The following is a 23,201-nucleotide window of genomic DNA, read 5'->3' on the forward strand; positions in this document are numbered from 1 at the left end:
GTGTTTATGGTTTAGTCGTATTTTCGTCCTGAATGGCTTTTACATTTTTCCAGCTTGTTCCATCATAGGCTTCCACTCCATTTTTCTTTAAAATCTCCATAGCCTGATCTGCCTGTATTCCTTTGTTACAAAAAACAACTACCTTCTTACCCTTTAGAGCATCAATATTATTTGGGATTTGAGCAAGAGGAATGTTGATTGCATTTTTTGCCGTTCCTTCTTTATATTGTTCAGGAACTCTCACGTCCAGTAAAGTAACATCATTGCTATTAACTATTTCCTTAATATTTGCAGGAGTGTTGTTTTGTGCAATGGGTGCTGTTTTACATGCACTTGTAATAATTGATACAGCAAATATAAATCCCCAACCCTTACTTCTCATTCTTTGATTTATAATGTTTTTGACTGACAAACGAAATCTGAAGTAGGTAATTTTTCGGTTTTCTTAATTGCGTTAAAACCACCTTCGATTTCAGTAAAGTTTCTGATTCCGTGTGAATTAAGGATGCTTGCGGCAACCATGCTTCGGTATCCTCCTGCACAATGAATGAAAAAATGTTCTGAATCATCAATGGAAGTTACCCAATCGCTGATGTTATCAAGTGGCCTATTGAATGCATTGTCAATATGTTCAGCTGCGTATTCTGTAAGTTTTCGAACGTCAATTATTGTCGCCTTTTCATCAAATTGCTCTACAAATTCGGAAGGAGAAATTCTTTTAATTTCATCTGTTTCTTTATTTGAATTTTGCCATGCTTTAAATCCTCCTTTCAGGTATCCTAAAACATTATCAAATCCAACTCTGCTTAATCTGGTGATTACTTCTTCTTCGGTACCTTCGTCTGTAACCAGTAGCAGTGGGTGCTTTACATCTACAATTAAAGTTCCTACCCAAGGGGCGAAATCTCCTTTTAAACCTATATTTATAGAGTTAGGAATAAAACCTTTGTGAAATTCTGCAGCACCTCTTGTGTCTAAGATCAAAGCTCCGGAATCTTCTGCAAAACCTTCAAAATCCTCAACCGAAATCGGATTCAGTCCTTTATCCATCACGGTGTCTATGCTTTCATAGCCTCCTTTATTTAGGGCTACATTCATTCCGAAATATTTAGGAGGAGCAGTTAAACCATCCAAAACCTCTTTTATAAAAGATTCTTTATCAGGTTGGTTTAAAGCATAATTCGTTCTTTTTTGATTACCAAGCGTATCTACTGTCTCTTTCTGCATGTTTTTTCCACAAGCTGATCCGGCTCCATGTGCTGGATAAACCGTAATAGAGTCATCTAATGGGATAATTTTACTATGAAGACTCTCATATAAAATTCCTGCAAGGTCCTCCTGTGTAAGATTAGTTGCTTTCTGTGCAAGGTCAGGTCTTCCAACATCACCTAAAAATAAAGTGTCACCTGTAAATATTGCAGTTTCAACACCGTTTTCATCAATTAAAAGATACGTTGTACTTTCCATTGTGTGACCGGGAGTATGCAAAACCTTTATTTTTACCTTTCCAATTTCAAAAATCTGATGATCTTCTGCTATGATTGCTTCGAATTCAGGATTGGCCGTCGGGCCATAAATAATAGGAGCATTTGTCTTTTTACTTAAATCCAAATGTCCCGAAACAAAATCAGCATGGAAATGAGTTTCAAAAATATACTTTAAAGTTACATTGTCTTTTTCAAGACGATCCAGATATGGTTTTACCTCTCGTAGAGGATCTATAATTGCAGCTTCGTTTTCTGATACAATATAATAGGCTCCCTGAGCTAGACAGCCCGTATATATTTGTTCAACTTTCATTGACTAGATTTTAAAATTAAATTTGAGTTAAAGATACAAAGTATTAGATGAATTGTAAACGAAATGTTAAATCTGAATAATAGTTTATTTCAATTTAGAGGCTTTTTCGTATAGGTAGAGAACGAAAGTGATTTGTTTTCAAATAGAAAGGATTTGTGATAAACGCACCAAATTAGTAGACTGTTTTTTGTCATGCTTTAAAAACAAAAATAAATACGTAAAGGGGTTTTAATCTTCAATATGTCTTCATAGTGGATGGAGTTTATGTTATTTTTTGAGCAGTTGTTACATTGTAGTCTTTCAGAGAATTACCCAAAAGATTGTTGATCTTGTTTCTAAGAATCCAACTTTAATGGTCTGATATTTTATAAAAAATTTTATATTTATATGTTAAAAAAATCAAATGGCAGATAAAAAACAATTTATTGACGAGCTAAGCGCGAGATATACTCCAAAGGGAGAACACATTATATTAGGAAAAGGAATGCTGGATGGTGAAGTCGTAAACGAGGTGAATGTAACGATTCCTTTAAAAACGATCAACAGACATGGTCTTATTGCCGGAGCTACCGGAACTGGTAAAACCAAAACATTACAGGTTTTTGCAGAACAATTATCTCATGCAGGAGTTCCTTCTTTGGTACTCGATATTAAAGGTGACTTTTCAGGGATTGCTGAAGCAGGTGAAATGAATTCTATAATACAGGAAAGATATGCAAAGACCGAGCTGCCTTATAATCCACAGGCATTTCCAGTAGAACTGATGAGCATTTCCGGCGGAGCTGGAGTGAAATTAAGAGCGACAGTAACAGAATTTGGACCTGTTTTGTTGAGTAAAATTTTAGAATTAAATGATACTCAGCAGAGCATTATGTCAATTATCTTTAAATATTGTGATGATAAAGGGCTTCCATTGATTGATCTGAATGACCTGAAGAAAGTTTTACAATACGTTACTGATAATGCAGCAGGTAAAGCAGAGATGACTGCGAACTATGGTTCAATAGCACCATCTTCTCTGGGAACAATTCTTAGATCGATTGTAGCTTTGGAACAGCAGGGAGCAGCAAGCTTCTTTGGAGAGCTGAGCTTTGATGTTGAAGATCTGCTTGAGACGAGAGATGGAAAAGGGGTTGTCAATATTTTACGAGTAGCAGATATTCAAAATAAACCACAGTTGTTTTCAACATTTATGCTTTCTCTTTTTGCTGAAATATATATGACATTCCCTGAAGAAGGTGATAGTGGAAAACCAAAATTGGTCTTATTCATTGATGAAGCCCATTTAATTTTTAATGAGGCTTCTAAAGCATTGCTTTCTCAAATTGAAACAATGGTGAAATTGATCCGCTCAAAAGGAGTTGGTATTTATTTTATCACACAAATTCCTGGTGATGTTCCTGAAAATGTTCTCTCTCAATTAGGATTGAAAATTCAACATGCATTGAGAGGGTTTACTGCAAAAGATAAAAAAGAAATTTCAAAAGCTGTTGAAAACTATCCAACAACAGAATTTTATAATGCTTCAAATTTAATTCAGAATTTAGGAATTGGAGAAGCTTTTGTAACAGCACTGGATGAAAAAGGAATTCCTACACCACTGGTTCATACCTATTTAATCTCTCCGGAATCAAGAATGGATGTTCTTAATGAGAATGAGGTTTCTGAACTTACAGGGAAATCAGCTTTAGTTGCTAAATATCAGCAAGCTATAGACAAAGAGTCAGCTTACGAGATACTAACCTCCAGAATGGAGCAGGCTGCCCAAAATCCAGCACCAACACAAAAGGCCAAACCGGTAAAAGAAGAGCCGGGGATGTTTGAACAGGTACTGCAAAGTCAGGCTGGAAGAACATTTACCTCCACTTTGATGAGAGAAGGAGCAAAAGCGGTTCTCGGAATGTTTGGACTGGGAGGCAGAAGAAGATAATCTCATACTGATGTAATTTCATACCTAATAACCATGAAAAATTTATCATCATTTTATTTTATCGGATTAGCTCTTGTTAATCTGATTATGGACTCCGTTAATGGGAACTTTGTTTTTTTTGACATAATTTTTGTTATTTTAGCCGGATTGCCTTTATTGATCAATAAAAAGTGGATGTATCAATTATTTGGAGGGCTTATGTCTTTCATTAGTGTATACATTATTTTTGCTGTTTTTGTTTCAACAGTTAAAGATGCTCAAAATAAAGAGTTACAGCCTTTATGGACATATGGCATGGGTTATGTACTTAGCCTTTTAACACTTGTGTTCAGTCTTTTAATGACTGGAATTGTTAAGTGGAGTCGAAGAAAAAATATTATTTTAAGATCAAATTAAATGTATTCAATTATAGATATAGAAAGTAATGGTGCAGGTTATAGAAAAGAATGCATTATAGATATTGCCATCTACAGATATGATGGGCAGAAAATTGTCGACCAGTTTATTTCTCTTGTTAATCCTGAAAGTGATATTACACCATTCGTGCAGAAGCTAACCAGTATTACTCCGAAAATGGTTAAGACTGCTCCGAAATTTCATGAAATAGCAAAAAGAGTGATTGAAATTACTCAAAATACCACCCTTGTTGGACATAATATTGATTTTGATTACAGAATGCTTCGCCAATCGTTCAAAGGACTTGGTTATGATTTTAAAATCAATACTTTAGATACTATTCCACTGGCTAAAAAATTAATTCCAGATGAAGCAAGTTATTCTCTTGGAAAGCTTGTAAAATCATTAGGAATTCCTTTAACGAATCATCATCGGGCTGATGGAGATGCGAGGGCTACTTTAGAACTTTTTAAACTCCTGGTTTCAAAAGACACGGAAAATGAAATTATACAGGAGCATCATGACGAAACCAATGCGAAAACATATATTAATAAAATCAAGCAGTTAACGCAAGATTTGCCTAATGAGAAAGGTTTTGTTTATTTTCAGAGTGAAAAAGGGAAAATTATCCTGTCTGAATATGTTCAGGATATCAATAAATTTTCAAAAAAGGTTTTTAATTCAAAATCAAAAAAGTGGGAAGCTATCCAAAATAATGTCGAACAGATTAGTTTTGAACTAACTGGAAATGATATTATAGCTAAACTTATACTCAATTCAAAAAATATAAAGAAAAGAGAAGTGCTGCCTTTTGGGCTTTATTATAAAAATAATAAATATATTGTTGAGAAGAATACTTTGAATAAAGATGACAGACCTTTATTAAGATTCAGATCTTTTACTCAGGGAGCAAAAGCTATTCAATTTATTGGAAGCCAGAAAGAATATGATGACGTAAACGTTTTTAAAAAGAAAATAGATTTTAAAAAGAGGAATGAACTTTGGCTGGGACCAGGAAGAAAACTTGGTGAAAAATTATTTTTAATTGTTGAAAACGGAAAAGTTATTTCTTATGGTTTTTATGAATTATTTACGCAGATTCAGACATTAAGCAGGCTTTCCAAATTGAAAATAGATTTGCCTTTGTCTTCTGCTGATTTGAATAATGAATTGCAACTGGCGCTGCTTCGCGGTGATTTTGAGACACTCCCACTGCCGAAATGATAAAAATCATTTTTCCTAAAGTAAAAAATAAATAGTATTTTTGCCAAAATAAAAAAATAAGCAATGCAATATTTTAAACAAATCAAAACTGGAAAAAAGGGAGCCGTAAGGTTTTCTAAGGTTTGGAATATGTAAAAGAGTTGTCTTGCATAAAAATAATTAATGTGGCAGACTCTTGAGCAAAGATTCTGCCTTTTTTTATGTTAAAATGAAATTATGAATTCAAAAGAATTATTAAAGATTGCCAATGAGTTTGGCACCCCGGTGTATGTTTACGATGCTGAATCCATCAAAACCCAATACGAAAAACTTACATCTTCTTTTTTAAAACACACTAAGTTCTTTTACGCCGCAAAGGCATTAACCAACATCAATATTCTAAAGTATGTCAAGAACCTGGGTGCTTCTTTGGATTGTGTTTCTATTAACGAAGTAAAGCTTGGCTTAAAGGCTGGGTTTCCTAAAGAAAAAATATTATTTACACCCAATTGTGTAGATCTGGCTGAAATTGAAGAGGCTATGCTGCACGGGGTTCATATCAATATCGATAATATCTCTATTCTTGAACAGTTTGGAAACAAATACGGGAATACATATCCAATTCTGGTAAGAATCAACCCACATATTTTTGCAGGAGGAAATTATAAAATTTCAACAGGCCACATCGATAGTAAATTTGGAATTTCTATTCATCAGGTGCGTCATATCGAAAGAGTAATGAAAAGTACCAACCTTAATGTTGAAGGTCTTCACATGCATACAGGAAGTGAAATCAAAGATCCGGATGTTTTCTTACAGGCGCTGGACATTATGCTGGAGCTTTCTGAACATTTCCCTAATTTAAAATATCTTGATATGGGAAGTGGTTTCAAGATTCCTTATCAGGAAGGTGAGATGGAAACTGATGTGAAAACATTAGGCAAGAAAGTAGAGAAAGTAATTTCCGATTTTTCTAAAGATACAGGTAGGAAATTTGAATTATGGTTTGAACCTGGAAAATTTTTGGTAGGGAAAAGTGGATACCTTTTAGTGAAAGCCAATGTGATCAAACAAACGACTGCTACAGTTTTCGTTGGTGTTAATTCAGGATTCAATCACCTGATCCGTCCAATGTTTTATGATTCTTACCATACGATTGAAAATTTATCAAATCAAAAAGGACCTGAAAGAATTTATACTGTTGTCGGGAACATTTGTGAGACCGATACCTTTGCGTGGGACAGAAAATTAAATGAAGTAAAAGAAGGGGACATCCTTGCCTTCCACACTGCAGGAGCTTACGGATTTGAAATGAGTTCTAATTTCAATTCCAGATTGAAGCCTGCTGAAGTATTATTCTTAGATGGTAAAGCTCATCTTATTCGTAAGAGAGATGAATTTGAAGATTTATTGAGAAATCAGATTGAAGTAATCTAAACTAAAATATCAGAAACTCCGCAAGAAATTGCGGAGTTTTTTTTGATGTTAATTATAGAAAATTAACAGTAAGTTTCAATAGAGGTCCTGAAATAATTAATTAAATTTGATAGGAGTATAAGCTTTTAGACAGAAAAGAATATGGGCTGCCTCTATTCTTTTTCTGTATTCGAGATATAATAACTAGCACAAAAACATTAATTATGGCAAAAAATATAGCGGAACAAATTGTTGAAATGCTTGAAAAAGCAAATGTGAAAAGGATCTATGCAGTAACAGGGGATAGTCTCAATCATTTAAATGCAGCGGTGAAGAAGAGCAGTATCAAATGGATTCATGTTCGTCATGAGGAAGTAGGTGCTTATGCAGCGGCGGCAGAAGCGGAGCTTGATGGCTTTGCTGTTTGTGCAGGAAGTAGTGGGCCAGGACATGTTCATCTTATCAATGGAGTTTATGAGGCACACCGCTCGCATGTTCCTATGTTGGTGATTGCTTCCACGATTCCCAGCGATGAGATGGGAACAGATTATTTCCAGGAGACGAATACCATAAAATTATTTGATGACTGCAGTTATTATAATCAAATGATCACAAGACCAGAGCAGGTCCAGAGAACTGTTCAAACAGCAATTCAGCATGCATTATCCAAAAAGGGTGTAGCTGTTATTGGTCTTCCTGGTGATGTTTCAGAAATGGATGCAGAAGTAGCGACAACATCCAATCAAATATTCAGAACAAATCCAATTGTTCGTCCCTCGGATGAAGAATTAACTCATTTAGCAAAGCTTATTAATGAAAGTGAAAAAGTAACGATCTATTGTGGAATCGGAGCCGAAAATGCTAATTCTGAGGTTGTTGGATTGTCAAAACTCTTAAAAGCTCCTGTAGGATATTCATTCAGAGGTAAAATGGCGATCCAACCCAATAATCCAAATGAAGTTGGATTGACTGGTTTATTAGGTTTTCCTTCAGCATATCATGCGATGCATGAAGCGGATCTTGTTATTCTTTTGGGAACAGATTTTCCTTACCAAAAATTTATGCCGGTAAAAAATAAAATTGTTCAGGTTGATGAAAGTCCTGAGAGACTGGGACGAAGAGCCAAACTGGAGCTTGGACTTACCGGAGATGTAAAAGAAACCGTAAAAGCATTATTACCTTTATTAAAAGAAAAAACGGATGAGCATTTTCTTAATCAACAACTGGAATTTTATAACAAGGTAAAAGAAAACCAACTTGCTTATGTGAAAGATTTTGGAAAAGAAGATGCTATTCAGCCGGAATATGTAGCAAATACGTTGGACCGTTTAGCAACGAAAGATGCTATTTTTACGGTTGATACAGGAATGTGTTGTGTATGGGGAGCAAGATTTATAACAGGAACCGGGGAGCGTAAAATGCTTGGATCTTTTAATCATGGCTCCATGGCTAATGCGATGCCGATGGCAATAGGTGCTTCATTAGCTCATCCGGATCGACAGGTAATTGCAATGTGTGGAGATGGTGGAATATCAATGTTATTGGGAGACATGGCAACTATTTTTCAGTATAAATTACCAATAAAACTGATCGTTTTCAATAACAGGACTTTGGGAATGGTCAAGCTGGAAATGGAAGTAGGAGGAATGCCGGATAATGAAACGGATATGATCAATCCTGACTTTGCTATGGTTGCTCAGGCAATGGGATATCCCGGAAAAAATGTTCACAAACCAGAGGAAGTGGAATCTGCTATACAAGAGTGTTTAAATCATAACGGACCATACCTTTTAAATATTTTCACTAATCCTAATGCTTTGGCCTTACCTCCAAAAATAGATTTCGATCAGGTAATAGGAATGACCAGGTCCATGGCACAACTGATGCTGGGTGGAAAAATGGAGGAAGTTTTGGAAACAGTGAAAAGCAATTACAAGCACATTAAAGGATTGTTGTAATTAAGATCTATTGAAATATTTATAGGCCCCATTTTTTAATATGGGGCTTTTTTAATATTAAATTTTATCTTTTTTTATTCATAATGAGAAAGCGGTAATTTAATTTTTTTTCTTTGCAGAAAATTAATTGCTACAAACGCATATGATCGGGAAATTTCTTACCTCTGTTTTTCTAATATGTTTTTCTTTATCACTATTTAGTCAATCGACTGGGGCTGAATATTACTTTTATCCAAAAGGGCAAGATGCTTATGAAGGCGGAGATGTTCAATTTTATAAGGACTTTCATCAGATCCTAAAGGATAAAGGTCTAAAACCATGTGAAAATAAAAATGAGGTCCACATTCTTAAACTGGTGGTTTTTGAGGATGCTTCTATCAAATATGTAATAGATGAATTAAATCCTGACTCTACCATTAAAAGTAAATGTGCATTTGAACTGAGCCTGGAAGTTTTAAAGTATATGGATAAATGGAAACCAGCTGTTCTTGATAATGTTAAGAAACCGGCACTTACGAGATTCATTATTTTTCCTGATGCCTTGTTTGATAAGTATAAAGAAGGATATGTTGCAGAAAATTTTGAAGAGATAGCAGGATTTGGGAAAAAGGAAGGAATGCCTGGAGGTATTAATGCTTTTAGAGCGGAGGTTGTGAAGAATATTGATTTAAGAGGATTTGTATGGAATAAAGCTTTTCAATTGGTTGTAACTTTTGTAATCAATAGAGAAGGAAAGCTGGTTGATCTTCAATTAGTAGAATCTTCTGGTAATAAAGAATTTGATGAGCGAATTTTAGATGGGATCAGAAGTATACGAAAGAAATGGACACCAGCTACTATTCATGGAGAACCTGTTAATTATAGATTTAGACTTCCTCTAAGTTTTTCATATGGTGAATAATTTCTGCCATTCTGTCACAATATTTTGTATCTTTGCAAATTGATTACTTAAAGTTTTAGCGTTCAAAATTCAAAGTTGTGAAAAGAGTGCTTTAACTTTGTGATGTAAAACTTAAATTGATTATAGTGCAGGAAAAATATATAGACGAAACAAAACAGGGAGAAGCTTTTGCTATTGCTGAAAGAGACGGGAATTCTAAAAAATTGTTTTTAGAAAGCTATGGCTGTCAGATGAATTTCTCTGATTCTGAAATTGTTGCTTCTATCCTAAATGAACAAGGATATAATACAACGTTAAAAGTAGAAGAGGCTGATTTAATTCTTTTAAATACATGTTCTATACGTGAGAAAGCTGAGCAAACGGTAAGAATGCGTCTTTCCCAGTTCAAAAATCTTAAAAAAGAACGTCCAAATATGACGGTTGGTGTTTTAGGATGTATGGCTGAGAGATTGAAAACTAAATTTCTGGAAGAAGAGCAACTGGTTGATCTTGTGGTTGGACCAGATGCTTACAGAGATTTACCTAATCTATTAAAAGAAACAGAAGATGGTAGAGATGCTATTAACGTTATCCTTTCCAAAGAAGAAACCTATGCAGACATCAACCCGGTTCGTCTGGGAGGAAATGGTGTAACTGCTTATGTTACGATAACAAGAGGTTGCGATAATATGTGTACTTTCTGTGTTGTTCCTTTTACCAGAGGAAGAGAAAGAAGCCGTGATCCGCACTCTATTCTTGAAGAGTGTAAAGACCTTTGGAACAATGGTTATAAAGAAATTACCCTTTTAGGACAAAATGTTGATTCCTACTTATGGTATGGTGGAGGTCCTAAAAAAGATTTTGCTAAAGCCTCTGAAATGCAGAAAGCTACAGCTGTTGATTTTGCTAACTTGCTTGATCTGGTTGCTAAGGCTGTTCCTCAGATGAGAATACGATTCTCAACATCCAATCCTCAGGATATGAGCTTAGATGTTTTCAGGATAATGGCAAAGCATGAGAATATCTGTAAATACGTTCACCTTCCTGTACAAAGTGGAAGCAATAATATGCTTGCTGCAATGAACAGACAACATACCCGTGAAGAATATTTAGAGCTTATTGCTAAAGCTAAACAAATAGTTCCTGATATTTCTTTTTCGCAGGATATGATCATTGGTTTCTGTAATGAAACTGAAGAAGATCATCAGGATACCTTGAGTCTGATGAGAGAAGTAGAGTATGACTATGGTTATATGTTTGCTTATTCTGAAAGACCTGGAACTCCGGCACATAAAAAAATGGAAGATAATATTCCTGCAGATGTTAAACAAAGACGTTTGGCAGAAGTTATTGCTTTACAGGGAGAACTTTCGAAAAATCGTATGAAATCTTATGTAGGAAGAGTTCATCAGGTTTTAATTGAAGGAATTTCAAAAAAGAATAAAAAGCAATGGAAAGGAAGAAATTCCCAGAATGCTGTTTGCGTATTTGATATGCTGGAAGGGCAAAAGATGGGTGACATTGTGGATGTTTTTGTATTTGATAATACACAAGGCACGCTTTTAGGGGAGACCGTAAAATAACCCTTCTTCTGATTGGATAGAAATCATTAATTATAAATAAATTATTATCAATAACCTTAAAATAGACAATGGAAAAGCTTCATAAATATTGCCTGAGTGTTTTATTGGTAATAATTTGCAGTAATATTTCAGCACAGAGCAACCATTGCTCCGTTGAAAATGAGGCTTATAAAAGACTGCATGAAGTCTATTCCCAGTTTTTTAATTCTCAGGATACTAAAGACTGTTTCCTTTCTGAAAGAAAAAAGACCACCCCTTGTTATGCAATCAATCATAAGCAAAATGCTGGGGATCTTATTCAAATATCTTCTCAAAAACAATATAACTTCACTGCGCATAAATACAATTCCGGAGGGAACCTTGAGAATAGGAAATATGAACAGGTTTTAGTAAATTTTGAGAAAGAGAATAAAGTATACAGGTTCGTCGAAGGAACCTATTTCAAAAGTAAAGTTTCGAAGATCAGAAACAAAGATTATTTGGATATAATAAGTTAGAATTCAAAATTTTACAACTATTATTTAACAAATTAAACGAAGTCTGTATGATTTTTAAATACGGACGAAACTTAAGATCAATAATCTAATTTACTTATGAGTAACGAGTTACAAAATATAAAAAATCGTTTTGGAATAATTGGAAATTTTCCAGCTCTAAATCGCGCCTTAGAAAAATCTATTCAAGTAGCACCCACAGATATTTCCGTTTTAGTAATTGGAGAAAGTGGAGTTGGAAAAGAATTTATTCCTAAAATTATCCATTCAGAATCCAGAAGAAAACATCAGCCCTATATCGTTGTCAATTGTGGAGCAATTCCAGAAGGAACCATTGATTCAGAATTATTCGGACACGAAAAAGGAGCATTTACCGGAGCTACAGCTACCAGAAAAGGGTATTTTGAAGTAGCCGATGGTGGAACGATATTTCTTGATGAGGTTGGAGAACTTCCTTTGCAGACACAGGTTCGTCTATTGAGGGTTTTAGAGAGTGGAGAATTTATGAAAGTAGGTTCTTCTCAGGTGCAGAAAACCAATGTGAGAATTGTTGCAGCTACCAATGTCAACATGATGAAAGCCATTCAGGATGGTAGATTCCGTGAAGACTTATTTTATCGTTTGAATACAGTGCAAATCGATATGCCTCCTTTACGTGATCGAAAAGGAGATATTCACTTACTATTCCGAAAATTTGCCATAGATTTTGCTGAAAAATACAGAATGCCGGAATTGGTATTAGATCCAAGTGCTGTACACTATATTGAAAACTATAGCTTTCCTGGAAATGTACGTCAACTAAGGAATTTAGTTGAGCAAATGACCGTTGTCGAGCGTGAAAGAACTGTAAACGTTGAAAAGCTGTCAGAGTATATACCTATGGAAACTCATTTGCCAATGGTGGTTAATACACCCAATTCGCAGAAACAGAGTGACTTTGGGAATGAAAGAGAGATTATGTATAAAATCCTCTTTGATATGAGAAACGATATCAATGATTTAAAATCGCTGACTTCAGAATTAATCAAAAACAGGGGGGCTAATGATCTGAGTTCTCAGGAGAAGACACTGATAAACAGACTATATACCCAGGAAACCCAACAAAATGGGAATTCAAATTCTTTATTGTATTTTGAGGACAGTCACCCGGTAGTTCAAACACCAACTATTATGTCTACTCCGGATGATAGCTATGAAGATATAGAAGATATAGAAATCGAGGAAAATAGACCTGAGTCTCTTTCGCTGCAAAACAACGAGAAGGATTTGATTATCAAGGCTTTGGAAAAGCATAAGGGACGTAGAAATAAAGCCGCCGATGAGCTTGGTATTTCACAAAGAACTTTATATAGGAAAATAAAACAATACAATCTAGAAGATTAATTATGATGAATAGTAAGGCAAAGCCTATCGAATTTAAATTAAATGAATACCTGAATAAAGGTCTGGAACTTTTAAAAAAAGATTTTGGGAATTTCTTAGTAGCTTACATTGTATGTATGATAATGGCTATTATACCTTTTTGTGGACTCCTGGCAATGGGAAATTTTTATAAATATTGCAGAAAAGTAAACAAAGGAGAGCAAGCAAACGTAGGTGATATTTTTAATTTTGATGATTTTTTACCTTATTTTATCGTACAGTTGATCATTATAGCGGCGGTTATAGTTCTGTATATTCCACTGTTTATATTAATTCCAGTGAGTTCAATGGCAGGTGGAGATGATGCTTCCGCTGCTGTCGCAATATTTATGATGCCGTATATGTTCATAATTTTTATCGCTATTTTTATTGTAGCTTTACTTGGGTTTTATATACCAGCACTGATTTCCTTAAAGGGGATTCGTGATATCAAGACTGCATGGAGTATGTCCAGGATTATGACAAAAAATAATTTGCTGTCTATTTTCTTATTTGCGATTGTTGTTGGATTTCTTTCTCAAATAGGAATACTTCTTTGTGGGATTGGTATTTTGATTACAATGCCTTATTTTTATACAACCCATTACTTTGCATTTGAGGATGCTCTTCAGCAAATCGAATATGATGAAATAAAAGAAATCGGATCAAAAAATGAATTTTAAAATTAAGAATATCAATATAATGAAACTGAAAATTGTTGGTCTTTTGTTGCTTTGCCTGACTACTTTAAACTCGTGTTATAGTTTTACAGGATCCTCTTTGAAGGACGAAAAAACAATTCAGATTAATGAATTTCCAAATAATGCTGCTTTGGTAAATCCTACTTTGGCGCAACAATTTTCTACGGCAATTCAGAATCGTTTCTTACAAAGAACAACCCTGAAAGGAACAAAAGAAAATGCTGATATTTTGGTAGAAGGAGAAATTACAGATTACTCAATTACTCCTACTACAATTAGTTCCAATACACAGACAACATCCACTGGTGGAGTCATACAGGAATCACAAAACAAGCTTACCATTACGGTAAAGGTACATTATGAGAATAAATTACATTCTGAATTAAGTTTTGATAGAACCTATTCAGATGAGGCTGTATTTAACAGCAGTTTATCTCAAAGTGATATAGAAAATTCACAGGTGAAAATTGTAAACGATAGAATCATTAATAAGATATTTAACGATATTGTAGCGAACTGGTAAGATGAATAATAGAGTTTTAGAATTATTAAAGAACCCCAAAAACATTCAATCAGAAGATCTTAATCTTCTGAAAGAGGAAATTAATTCTTTTCCCTATATTCAAAATATAAGAGCTTTACATCTGTATGGTGTTCATCTTTATGATCAGGAAAATTATCAAAAAGAATTATCTACCACAGCTGCTTATACTACAGATAAAAAGATTCTGTATCAGTTAATTAACGGAAAAATCCAACAGAAAACAAAGCCTGAAATTGTAGAAAATAAGAATACAACTGAAGTTGAAAATAGATCAAGATATTTTCCGAAGAGTAAGAGTTTCCCTATCAAAAGAGAAGAACTGTCTGGAAAATCGCAGATAAAAGAGTCCGTTCCTTCTCAACTTCCAGGTGCATTACCTGAAATCAAGCACATTTATGTAAATGGAGAACGGAATAGAATCTTATTTGAAGGCGAGGAAAATTTCCTTGATGAAAATAATCATGAAACAATTGATCTTGAATCTACCTTAGAATCAGGAACGATTGTTACTCAAAAACAGAATATTATTCCTTCAGAAGAACCAGTTCAGGAAATTGAATCTCTTCAAGGAAATACTGATTTAGATGAAGTTGTTAAACCTGATGAATCGGAGGACATCTCTGCTGAAGATATTGAACTGGCTATTTCTTCTGAATCAGGAGCTTCTGAAAATATAAATCAGGTAAATGATATTCAGGAAGAGGAACCTTCGAAAGAGGTAGGTAATGATTTTAAAGATAATGAATCAACAGAATTTACTCCTGAAGAAATTATCAATGAAGATCAAATCACTTCTCCAATTGAAAAAGAAGAGGTTTCGGATAATTCTGAATTAAGTTTCCATGGAACTGATTCTTTCATGCCTGATGTCAAAATAGAATCTGGTACGAGAGGTGAACTTCCTGTATCTGAAATTTCTCAACCAAGTTTCAACAAACATGAGGATGAAATGAGAAGACTGATTGAAGAAGTTGAGAAAAAGATGAAGGCAAGCAAAGTAATTGCAGACCAGAAAAAAGAAGACGAACCGGAAATGGTAAGTCATGATATCAACTTTGCTGAAACTCAGAGCTTTCATCCGGTAATTAAAGAAGAAGAAAAAGAAAAAAAAGAGGTCGTTCAGGAAACTACTGATGTTAAGAGTTCAGAAGATTCCGAAATAAAAACAGAAGTTTTAAACGAAACTGCGAGCACTGATTTTAATGCAGACATAAAATCTGATTGGAAACCAATGAGTTTTGAATCTAATGTTCCGGATTCGTTACTCAATAAACCGATAGAACCTTCTAAGCCAAAAGAAGAAATAATAAAAGAAGAGCTTCCAATAGAGAAGAATGTAACACCAATAGAGGTGGTTTCTGAACCAATCGAGGACGTAGAAGAGGAATCCAAGGAAGCGCAAGAAGAAATATCTGATACAGAAAATGCTGTAGAAAACAACAAGGAAGAAGTACCGGTAATGAATGTTTCTTTCTTTAGCTCAGATATTTCAAGTTGGACACATAATGAGGAAGAAAAAGAAGAAAGTCCGGAAGAAGATATTGTAGAGAAGGAAGAAATATCTTCCGATCCTGTTGATAGCAATGTTCCAGGCTTCATCAATACTTGGCAGAGCTGGCTGAAAATAGATCGTACAGAGAAAGAACCTGAAAAGGATAAGGCTGAGGTTAAAAATAAAGTTATCGAATCTTTCATAGAGAATAATCCCAAAATAAGTCAGCTAAAAGATGAAAGCAATTTTGTGGTGAAAGAAAAAAATGATGATATCTCACATTTGATGACGGAAACACTTGCTAAACTGTATTTTGAACAAAAATTGTATACTAAAGCGATAAAAGCATTTGAAATATTAGCTACTAAGCACCCTGAAAAGAAGTCTTATTTTGAAGATAAAGTTCAGGAAGTAAAAGATGTTAGAGGGAAAAATTAATTCTTAGAGTTCTACTCAGACAAGAAAAATATTTAAAAGGGTTGAATGTAAATTCAACCCTTTTATTTTTATACTTTATCTATTACACCATTATTACGTCTTAACTTTCGCCATGCTTTACGTCCAAATACAATAACGAGGATCACTAAGATGATTGCCAAAATCGCTGCAATAATGGGAAGAGCCATAGCCAGAACAGACATAATCCCAGCTCCTGCAGTTTCAGTAGTTCCGACAACAGAATTACCAAGTCCTCCGGTGGTTGCAGTTGATGCTGCTCTGAGCCCTGCAAATCCCGAACTAATTGTTGCTGCAGTTCCACCACCAGCAATTATTGCTAATGCCCATTGGGGAAATGTTCCAAAATCCGCGAACTGGCTTGCAAATAATATAGATCCTGCAACCGTAGCCATTGGAACCGAAATGGTATCCAGTAAATGATCAACAAAGGGAATGTAGTAAGCCAAAATCTCGGCAATGGTCGCGATACCGGTTGTTATAAGTGCAGGAAGTCCGGCGAGCCACTCAAACTGTTCACTCATAGGAATCCAATGTAAGTAAGAAGCAAGACTAACAGCAAAAATGGGTAGAAAAACCCTAAAGCCTGTTGCTGCAGAAAGCCCGATACCAATAAATGCACTTAATATATAAGGAAAGTAGGGAATGTTATCTAACATATTAATTTTCAGATTGGTTTCCCATAAAGTTACAAAAACTATTGTAAGCTTTTATCTAATTTCTATTCCTAAATGAAAAGATGTGACCCCCTGAAATAATTAGTTATTTTTTCTGAGCCTGACAAAGCTTTATGAATTGAGACTCAACGTCCTGGAACTTCTCTGGCATTTCAGGCGAAACCCAAAATAGCATGGCAAATGTTTTTTCTCCGAAAGAAGCTTTGAATAGATCTTTATGTAAACGATAGCATTCTCTCAATAATCTTTTTACTCTATTTCTGCTAACTGCTTTTTTAAAGTATCTCTTCGAAACAGAAACTCCGAACTTAGAAGTTTCTATTGGTAGGTTTGGTTTATCCTTAAGCAAAATAATTCTCAGATTTTCACAGGTTCTCCATTTACCCTTTTCGAAAAGTAATGAAATTTCATTTGTTTTTTTAAGCTTTTCCTCTTTAGGATATCCGAAGTTTTGCATTAATCTTTTTTTACTAAATAATTAATAACTTCAGCTGCAGCATACAAGCCAAAGATGGCAGGAATATAACTTATTGTACCATAGAAAGACCTTTTGTAATTAGCTCCGTCTGTCAGTTTTAAGCTTTCTTCATTCTGTAATTCATTAGAAAAGACACATCTGATACCCTTGTCTATTTTTTCTTTTTTCAGTCTTTTTCTCACTTGCTTTGCTAAAAAACAGTTTTGAGTTTTACTGATATCTCTTACAAGAACTTTACTTGGGTCTATCTTACCACCAGCACCCATTGAACTCACTATTTTTACTTTTCTTTTTCTGGCAGCTATCATCAGGTATACCTTGGGCGTTACACTGTCAATGCAATCCAAAACATAATCAAAGTTTTCTGAATCAAGGATTTCATCCATTCGGTCAGGATTTAAAAATTCATTGATCTTTATCAGATTGAGACCTGGATTGATATCCAGTAGCCTGTCAGCAACCACATCTACTTTGTGCTTTCCAACGGTAGAATGTAATGCGGGAAGTTGCCTGTTGACATTCGTAATATCTACAGTGTCACCATCTACAATAGTCATGCTGCCAACACCAGCTCTTGCCAGAAATTCTGCTGCAAAAGAACCCACACCTCCTAAACCTACTACCAGAACCTTTGCCTTATTAAGTTTTTCTAATCCTTCTTCTTTAATAAGCAGTTCCGTTCTTTCCAGCCAATATTTATCCATTTTTTATCGTCTCTAAATTTTCTTTAATTTGTTGAGTAAGTTCTTCCAATGTAATTCCTTTTATTTCTGAAACTTTCAGATACAATTCTTCTATATTAAAGTATTCATTATCAGTTTCTAAGAAGATCCTGTTTAAAGGAACTATTTTCAAAGTATTTTGCAAAGATAAATTATACAAAACAGGTTTTCCAACACTCAAATAAAAATTATTTTTTAGCAGATCTTCTGCAATGCTTTGTTTTTTATTAAAACCATGGATGACCATTGCCTGTTCTGCCTTATTTCTGAAAGAAATAATCTCATAGAATTTTCTTACACAATGAATGACCAAAGGTTTTTTCAATTCATTGGAAATTTTGATTTGTCTCAAAAATACCATTTCCTGAATTTTCATATCAATGGGTACCAAACCATCAAGGCCGCATTCTCCAATGGTAAAACAATTTTCATGGATTGCAGAATCTAACCAGCTAAATTGTTTGTCAAGAATATCCGGATTAATATCTTTTGGATGGATCCCCACAGAATAAGGACCTGTGGGTATAACATCTTCAATATCTACATTGTAAATGCCATAGGTTACATTTTTTTTATGATGGTGAAAATCAAAAAATTCCATGGTCAAAAATACTATTATTTAGAATTAATTTAAAATTCTTAAACGAACGTTTATAAATATGTTAAAAATTTCTTAACTTTACTCAAATCGACACTTTATGAAAAAAAAATTTACGGAAAAACAAATCCATATTTTGGATATTGCCGAGGAGCTAATTGCGAAAAAAGGGTATGAAGGAACATCGGTGAGGGATATTTGCTCCAAAGCAAACATTAATGTTGCAATGATTTCCTATTATTTTGGTTCAAAAGAAAAAATGATGTCCTATCTCTATCAATACAGAGTATTGAAAACCAGAGAGAACTTTTCAGAATTTGCAGATACCATTAAAGATGGTAAACCCGAAATGCAAATGAAAGAAATCATAAAGTACATTGTATCTCAATTGTTTAAGTATAATTATTTTCATGGGTTTGTCACTCAGGAGCTTCGGCATACAGAAAATCTGAAGGTCGAGTTATTGGATTTTTATCAGCTATTTGTAAAAAAATTAGATGAGGTAATCAAAAAAGGGGTTGCTTCAGGTGTTTTTACATTTACTCCAAAGCCGGAAGATATCCTTACAACAATTATAGGGTCTACATTATTTGTGATTCGCAATAAGAACTTTTACGAGCTCTATGTACCTAGTAAAAATGAAGAAGCTTATGCCAAGGAGGCCGAGAAAAAAGTAAGAATGAATCTTTTATTAAGTGTTTTTGCAATATTGGGATACGCTGCGGACTAAAATTACGTTAAATAATCATAAAAAAAAATCTATTGATAAAAAAGTTATATTTTTGCAAATTAATAGATCGGAATAATCCGGGAATGGTTGAATTTTTATATGAAAAAATATATTTTAGGTCTTTTTGCCATAGCTGTAATTTCATCATGTGCAAGTCAGCAGGAAAAAGCATTGAAAAGTGCTGATAAAGCTTTCATCTTAAAGGCAGCAAATGAAAATTTTGCTAAAAAGAAATGGAAGAATGCTTTAGCTCTTTACGACAGGCTTGCTAACCTCGTTGCAGGTACTGATGATTTTCCTAATGTTGGATTTAATACCGCCTATGCCAACTATTATGATAAGAACTATAAGTTAGCAGGACATCAGTTTAAAAACTTTGCTGTAAGCTTTCCAAAAGATCCAAGAGCAGAAGAAGCAGCTTATATGTCTGCATTATGTTACTATGAAGGATCTATGGATTACAACTTGGATCAGACAAGTACTGAGTTAGCTGTAAATGAATTACAGGACTTCCTTAATAATTATCCTAATTCAGAAAGGTCTAAGAATATCAATCAGCTTATTGACGAGTTGACCTATAAACTAGAATTCAAATCTTACGAAAACGCAAGACAATACTATAAAATGGGTGATTATAAATCAGCCACTGTTGCGTTGGAAAATGTATTGGAAGACTTTCCAAGTACAAAACTTCGTCCGAAGATCTATGATTATATGATGAAGTCTCGTTATCTGCTTGCACAAAATTCTGTTTATGGTCTTAAAGAAGAACGTATAGAAAGTGCAATAGCTTTTACAAAACAAGTCGAAAAAGACCTTCCGAATACGGAATATTCTAAAACTGCAGTAGATCTTAGAGAAAAACTTGACAAAGAAAAACAAAATTTTGCAGTTGTAAAGAAGCAAACTGAAGCTAGATTAGCAACATTAACTGCAAGGCAAAAGAAAGAAGCAGACAAGCTGGAAGCGAGAAATAAGACCGATCAACAGATCAAAGATCAGGTTGATACAGAGAAAAAAGCAATGCAGATTCAGAGAGATAGTGCTAAGTTACAGACACCTCCTCCTGCTGCCACTTTCAAAATCAAAAGATAATTCGTAAATTTGCCACCTTATAAATAAATAATTTTCTCAAAATGAGTGTAAAAGATACAAAAGCAGAAGTAAATACAATTACTTACGATAAAGACAAGATTGAAGATAAAGTAGGTTCAATCTATGAAGCTATTGTTATCATGGGAAAGAGAGCAGAGCAGATTAATGCAGAAATTCGTACTGAATTGCATAACAAATTAGACGAATTTGCTGTTCACAATTCTACATTGGAAGAGGTTTTCGAAAACAGAGAACAAATTGAGATCTCTAAACATTACGAAAAACTTCCAAAACCAACTTCTATTGCAATTGAAGAATGGTTGAACGAAGACGTGTACTTCAGAAAGACTGAAGAAAGAAAATAAAAATCATTTGTATTTTTTATAAATGAAGGTCATAAGGGAATAATTTCTTTATGACCTTTGTCGTTTGTAAACCTGTTGTGGGAAAAAATAAGTAATTTAGTATTTTAAAAAATTAAAACTAAATGAGTGTTTCCGGAAAAAAGATTCTTATTGCCATTTCTGGAGGAATTGCTGCTTACAAAATTCATTTTTTGATAAGAGACTTTATAAAAAATGGAGCTGAGGTACAGGTTATCATGACTCCCGATGCTGAACATTTTGTGACTAAACTGAGTATCTCGACATTGTCCAAGAAACCTGTGTATACTGATTTTTATAATGAAAATGGCAGTTGGAACAGTCATGTGGAATTAGGGTTGTGGGCAGATGTAATCATCGTTGCGCCGTGCACTGCTAATACGCTGGCTAAGATGACCCACGGGATGTGTGATAATTTAGTACTGGCAACGTATATGTCAGCAAAGTGTCCTGTTTTTATTGCGCCTGCAATGGATTTGGATATGTATGAGCATCCTACAACAAAACAAAACTTAGAACTGGCGGAAGACTTTGGACATTTTATTATTCCTGCTGAAAGTGGAGAATTGGCGAGTGGTCTGATCGGTCAGGGAAGAATGGCGGAACCAGAAACCATTTTCAAGGCTGTTGATGATTTTTTCACTGAAATTAATCAAGATACAACTTTCAAAGGCAAAACAGTTCTGATTACTGCAGGACCTACCTATGAGGCTATTGATCCGGTAAGATTTATAGGGAATCATTCGTCTGGTAAAATGGGCTTTTCATTAGCAGAAGAAGCTGCGAAAAGAGGAGCAAAGGTTATTTTGGTTTCCGGACCGAGTTCTCAACAGACTCATTCTCAAAATATAGAATTGCATAAAGTAACTTCCGCAAAAGAAATGCTGGATAAAGTATTTCAGTTTTATGACAATGTGGATATAGCCATTGCGAGTGCAGCAGTAGCCGATTATGCTCCTAAAGAAGTAGCCAAAGAGAAGATCAAAAAAAATGATGATAATCTGACCATTGAATTAGTTAAAAACCCTGATATCCTCAAAACAATGGGAGAGAAAAAGACCCATCAGTTTTTAGTTGGATTTGCTCTGGAAACCCAGAATGAAGAGGAGAATGCAAAAGGGAAGCTGGAAAAAAAGAATTTAGATATGATCGTCTTGAATTCTCTTCGTGATACAGGAGCCGGCTTTAAAAATGACACCAATAAAGTAAGAATATTCACCAAAACAGAAAGAAAAGAATTTGAACTGAAGTCTAAGGATGATGTAGCAAAAGACATTCTCAATTTCGTTGAGTATCAACTTTTAAAATAATTTTAATAAATTTCCGTTCTCAATTTTTAATAGATAATGAAAAAACTTATAGGTTTATTTTTACTGCTTTTCATATATAATATCAGCTTTTCTCAGGAGTTGTTGTCTACTGTTCAGGTGAATGCCCAACAATTGGCTGGAAGTAACCAACAGGCTTTTAAAACATTGGAAAAAAGTCTTAAGGATTTTATCAATAATACAAGCTGGACAGGTAAAAAACTTCAGAATTTTGAAAAGATCAAATCCAATTTTGCCATTGTATTGATGTCCAAAGATGGAAACAGATATGGTGGGAATATTGTGATTCAGGCAGTTCGACCTGTTTATAATTCAAATTATGAGTCTCCGTTACTTAATTTGCAGGACACCAATTTTGCTTTTGAGTATGTAGAAAATGAAAATCTAATATTCAATGACCGACAGTTTTCAGGAAAAAATTTAATTGACGTAATAAGCTACTATGTTTATCTTATTTTGGGTTATGATGCTGACAGCTTTCAATCTATGGGAGGAACACCGTGGTTTTCAAAAGCACAGCAAATTGCTCAAAATGCTCAAAATAGAGGTTTTGATGGTTGGGAACAAATTGGAGGTAAGAGCCCAAGGTCAAGAGGGATTTTGATTAATCAACTTACAGGTCCCAATTTAAGTCAGTTACGATCTATATATTATACCTATCACAGAGCCGGACTGGACAATCTGTACAATCAGGATCAAACCCAGGCAAAGAAAGTAATTTATGATGCTTTGCTCCAATTAAAGACCTATGAAAATAGCTTTCAACAGAACTATGCATTGAACCTTTTCCTTGAAGTAAAGAGTGACGAGATTTTCAATATTTTCAATTCTAATAACAATGGGGGGATTGTCTTAAATGATCTCAAGCAAATGATGATGACCTTTGCACCAAAGTTTAATGATAAATGGAATAAGTGGAAATAGAGTTTAAGAACA

General features: G+C 34.4%; 23 protein-coding genes. 17 read left to right on the plus strand and 6 right to left on the minus strand.

Going from position 1 to position 23,201, the window contains the following annotated elements:
• Positions 1 to 4: 4 nt before the first annotated feature.
• Together JHL15_RS04060 and JHL15_RS04065 are read right to left on the minus strand one after the other, a co-directional pair.
• Positions 5 to 382: a rhodanese-like domain-containing protein gene (locus JHL15_RS04060; protein WP_200243114.1), complete on the minus strand. Its 378-nt coding sequence runs from the start codon at positions 380 to 382 to the stop codon at positions 5 to 7.
• Positions 383 to 390: 8 nt separating this feature from the next.
• Positions 391 to 1,800 carry an MBL fold metallo-hydrolase gene (locus tag JHL15_RS04065; RefSeq protein ID WP_200243117.1) on the minus strand — a complete coding sequence of 470 codons (1,410 nt, stop codon included), beginning with the start codon at positions 1,798 to 1,800 and terminating at the stop codon, positions 391 to 393.
• 403 nt (positions 1,801 to 2,203) lie between these two features.
• On the opposite strand from JHL15_RS04065, the gene JHL15_RS04070 reads away from it, so the two are divergent.
• From JHL15_RS04070 to JHL15_RS04125, 12 genes are all read left to right on the plus strand, one after another.
• Positions 2,204 to 3,730, plus strand: coding sequence for a helicase HerA-like domain-containing protein (locus JHL15_RS04070; protein WP_200243118.1), 1,527 nt, complete (start codon positions 2,204 to 2,206; stop codon positions 3,728 to 3,730).
• 33 nt (positions 3,731 to 3,763) lie between these two features.
• Complete coding sequence (locus tag JHL15_RS04075; protein ID WP_200243122.1) at positions 3,764 to 4,126, plus strand: hypothetical protein; 363 nt, start codon at positions 3,764 to 3,766, stop codon at positions 4,124 to 4,126.
• Positions 4,127 to 5,350, plus strand: coding sequence for a 3'-5' exonuclease (locus tag JHL15_RS04080; protein WP_200243125.1), 1,224 nt, complete (start codon positions 4,127 to 4,129; stop codon positions 5,348 to 5,350).
• A 216-nt stretch (positions 5,351 to 5,566) separates the two neighbouring features.
• Positions 5,567 to 6,766 carry a diaminopimelate decarboxylase gene (lysA, locus tag JHL15_RS04085; RefSeq protein ID WP_200243128.1) on the plus strand — a complete coding sequence of 400 codons (1,200 nt, stop codon included), beginning with the start codon at positions 5,567 to 5,569 and terminating at the stop codon, positions 6,764 to 6,766.
• A gap of 203 nt (positions 6,767 to 6,969) precedes the next feature.
• Positions 6,970 to 8,703, plus strand: a complete 1,734-nt coding sequence (locus JHL15_RS04090; RefSeq protein WP_200243131.1) for a thiamine pyrophosphate-dependent enzyme — start codon at positions 6,970 to 6,972, stop codon at positions 8,701 to 8,703.
• Positions 8,704 to 8,845: 142 nt separating this feature from the next.
• Positions 8,846 to 9,604 carry an energy transducer TonB gene (locus JHL15_RS04095; protein ID WP_200243134.1) on the plus strand — a complete coding sequence of 253 codons (759 nt, stop codon included), beginning with the start codon at positions 8,846 to 8,848 and terminating at the stop codon, positions 9,602 to 9,604.
• Between the two features lie 125 nt (positions 9,605 to 9,729).
• Entirely contained in the window at positions 9,730 to 11,166 is a 1,437-nt protein-coding gene (gene miaB / locus JHL15_RS04100; RefSeq protein ID WP_200243137.1) for a tRNA (N6-isopentenyl adenosine(37)-C2)-methylthiotransferase MiaB, read from the plus strand.
• Positions 11,167 to 11,234: 68 nt separating this feature from the next.
• Positions 11,235 to 11,663, plus strand: a complete 429-nt coding sequence (locus JHL15_RS04105) for a hypothetical protein (protein ID WP_200243139.1) — start codon at positions 11,235 to 11,237, stop codon at positions 11,661 to 11,663.
• A gap of 96 nt (positions 11,664 to 11,759) precedes the next feature.
• Entirely contained in the window at positions 11,760 to 13,043 is a 1,284-nt protein-coding gene (locus tag JHL15_RS04110; protein ID WP_200243140.1) for a sigma-54 interaction domain-containing protein, read from the plus strand.
• A 2-nt stretch (positions 13,044 to 13,045) separates the two neighbouring features.
• Positions 13,046 to 13,744 (plus strand): DUF4013 domain-containing protein, encoded by a 699-nt coding sequence (locus JHL15_RS04115; RefSeq protein WP_200243141.1) that lies wholly within the window; start codon positions 13,046 to 13,048, stop codon positions 13,742 to 13,744.
• Entirely contained in the window at positions 13,734 to 14,285 is a 552-nt protein-coding gene (locus tag JHL15_RS04120) for an LptE family protein (protein WP_200243142.1), read from the plus strand. Before JHL15_RS04115 ends, JHL15_RS04120 begins: the two co-directional genes overlap by 11 nt.
• Before the next feature lies 1 nt (position 14,286).
• The gene (locus tag JHL15_RS04125; RefSeq protein ID WP_200243143.1) at positions 14,287 to 16,236 is read left to right on the plus strand and encodes a hypothetical protein; all 1,950 of its coding nucleotides are present in this window, start codon (positions 14,287 to 14,289) and stop codon (positions 16,234 to 16,236) included.
• 68 nt (positions 16,237 to 16,304) lie between these two features.
• On the opposite strand, the gene JHL15_RS04130 is transcribed toward JHL15_RS04125, so the two are convergent.
• The 4 genes from JHL15_RS04130 to JHL15_RS04145 all read right to left on the minus strand — a co-directional run bounded on the left by JHL15_RS04130 (position 16,305) and on the right by JHL15_RS04145 (position 18,732).
• The gene (locus tag JHL15_RS04130; RefSeq protein ID WP_200243144.1) at positions 16,305 to 16,913 is read right to left on the minus strand and encodes a DUF4126 domain-containing protein; all 609 of its coding nucleotides are present in this window, start codon (positions 16,911 to 16,913) and stop codon (positions 16,305 to 16,307) included.
• Between the two features lie 103 nt (positions 16,914 to 17,016).
• Complete coding sequence (rnpA, locus tag JHL15_RS04135) at positions 17,017 to 17,388, minus strand: ribonuclease P protein component (RefSeq protein WP_200243146.1); 372 nt, start codon at positions 17,386 to 17,388, stop codon at positions 17,017 to 17,019.
• Entirely contained in the window at positions 17,388 to 18,113 is a 726-nt protein-coding gene (locus JHL15_RS04140) for a tRNA threonylcarbamoyladenosine dehydratase (protein WP_200243148.1), read from the minus strand. The genes rnpA and JHL15_RS04140 overlap by 1 nt, the downstream gene beginning before the upstream one ends.
• Entirely contained in the window at positions 18,106 to 18,732 is a 627-nt protein-coding gene (locus tag JHL15_RS04145; RefSeq protein ID WP_200243151.1) for a TatD family hydrolase, read from the minus strand. Before JHL15_RS04145 ends, JHL15_RS04140 begins: the two co-directional genes overlap by 8 nt.
• 97 nt (positions 18,733 to 18,829) lie before the next feature.
• Between JHL15_RS04145 and JHL15_RS04150 the strand changes: the two genes are divergently transcribed.
• The 5 genes from JHL15_RS04150 (at position 18,830) to porD (ending at position 23,189) form a co-directional block, all read left to right on the plus strand.
• Positions 18,830 to 19,459, plus strand: a complete 630-nt coding sequence (locus JHL15_RS04150; RefSeq protein ID WP_200243154.1) for a TetR/AcrR family transcriptional regulator — start codon at positions 18,830 to 18,832, stop codon at positions 19,457 to 19,459.
• A 99-nt stretch (positions 19,460 to 19,558) separates the two neighbouring features.
• On the plus strand, positions 19,559 to 20,554 hold the full coding sequence (locus JHL15_RS04155; RefSeq protein ID WP_200243163.1) for an outer membrane protein assembly factor BamD: 996 nt from the start codon (positions 19,559 to 19,561) through the stop codon (positions 20,552 to 20,554).
• Positions 20,555 to 20,595: 41 nt separating this feature from the next.
• Positions 20,596 to 20,919 carry a DNA-directed RNA polymerase subunit omega gene (locus JHL15_RS04160; RefSeq protein WP_034681463.1) on the plus strand — a complete coding sequence of 108 codons (324 nt, stop codon included), beginning with the start codon at positions 20,596 to 20,598 and terminating at the stop codon, positions 20,917 to 20,919.
• 122 nt (positions 20,920 to 21,041) lie between these two features.
• Entirely contained in the window at positions 21,042 to 22,247 is a 1,206-nt protein-coding gene (gene coaBC, locus JHL15_RS04165; protein ID WP_200243172.1) for a bifunctional phosphopantothenoylcysteine decarboxylase/phosphopantothenate--cysteine ligase CoaBC, read from the plus strand.
• Between the two features lie 36 nt (positions 22,248 to 22,283).
• Positions 22,284 to 23,189, plus strand: coding sequence for a type IX secretion system protein PorD (gene porD, locus JHL15_RS04170; protein ID WP_200243176.1), 906 nt, complete (start codon positions 22,284 to 22,286; stop codon positions 23,187 to 23,189).
• Positions 23,190 to 23,201: the final 12 nt, after the last annotated feature.

Origin of the sequence: Chryseobacterium paridis (genome assembly GCF_016595215.1) — a bacterium.
GTDB lineage: Bacteria > Bacteroidota > Bacteroidia > Flavobacteriales > Weeksellaceae > Chryseobacterium > Chryseobacterium paridis.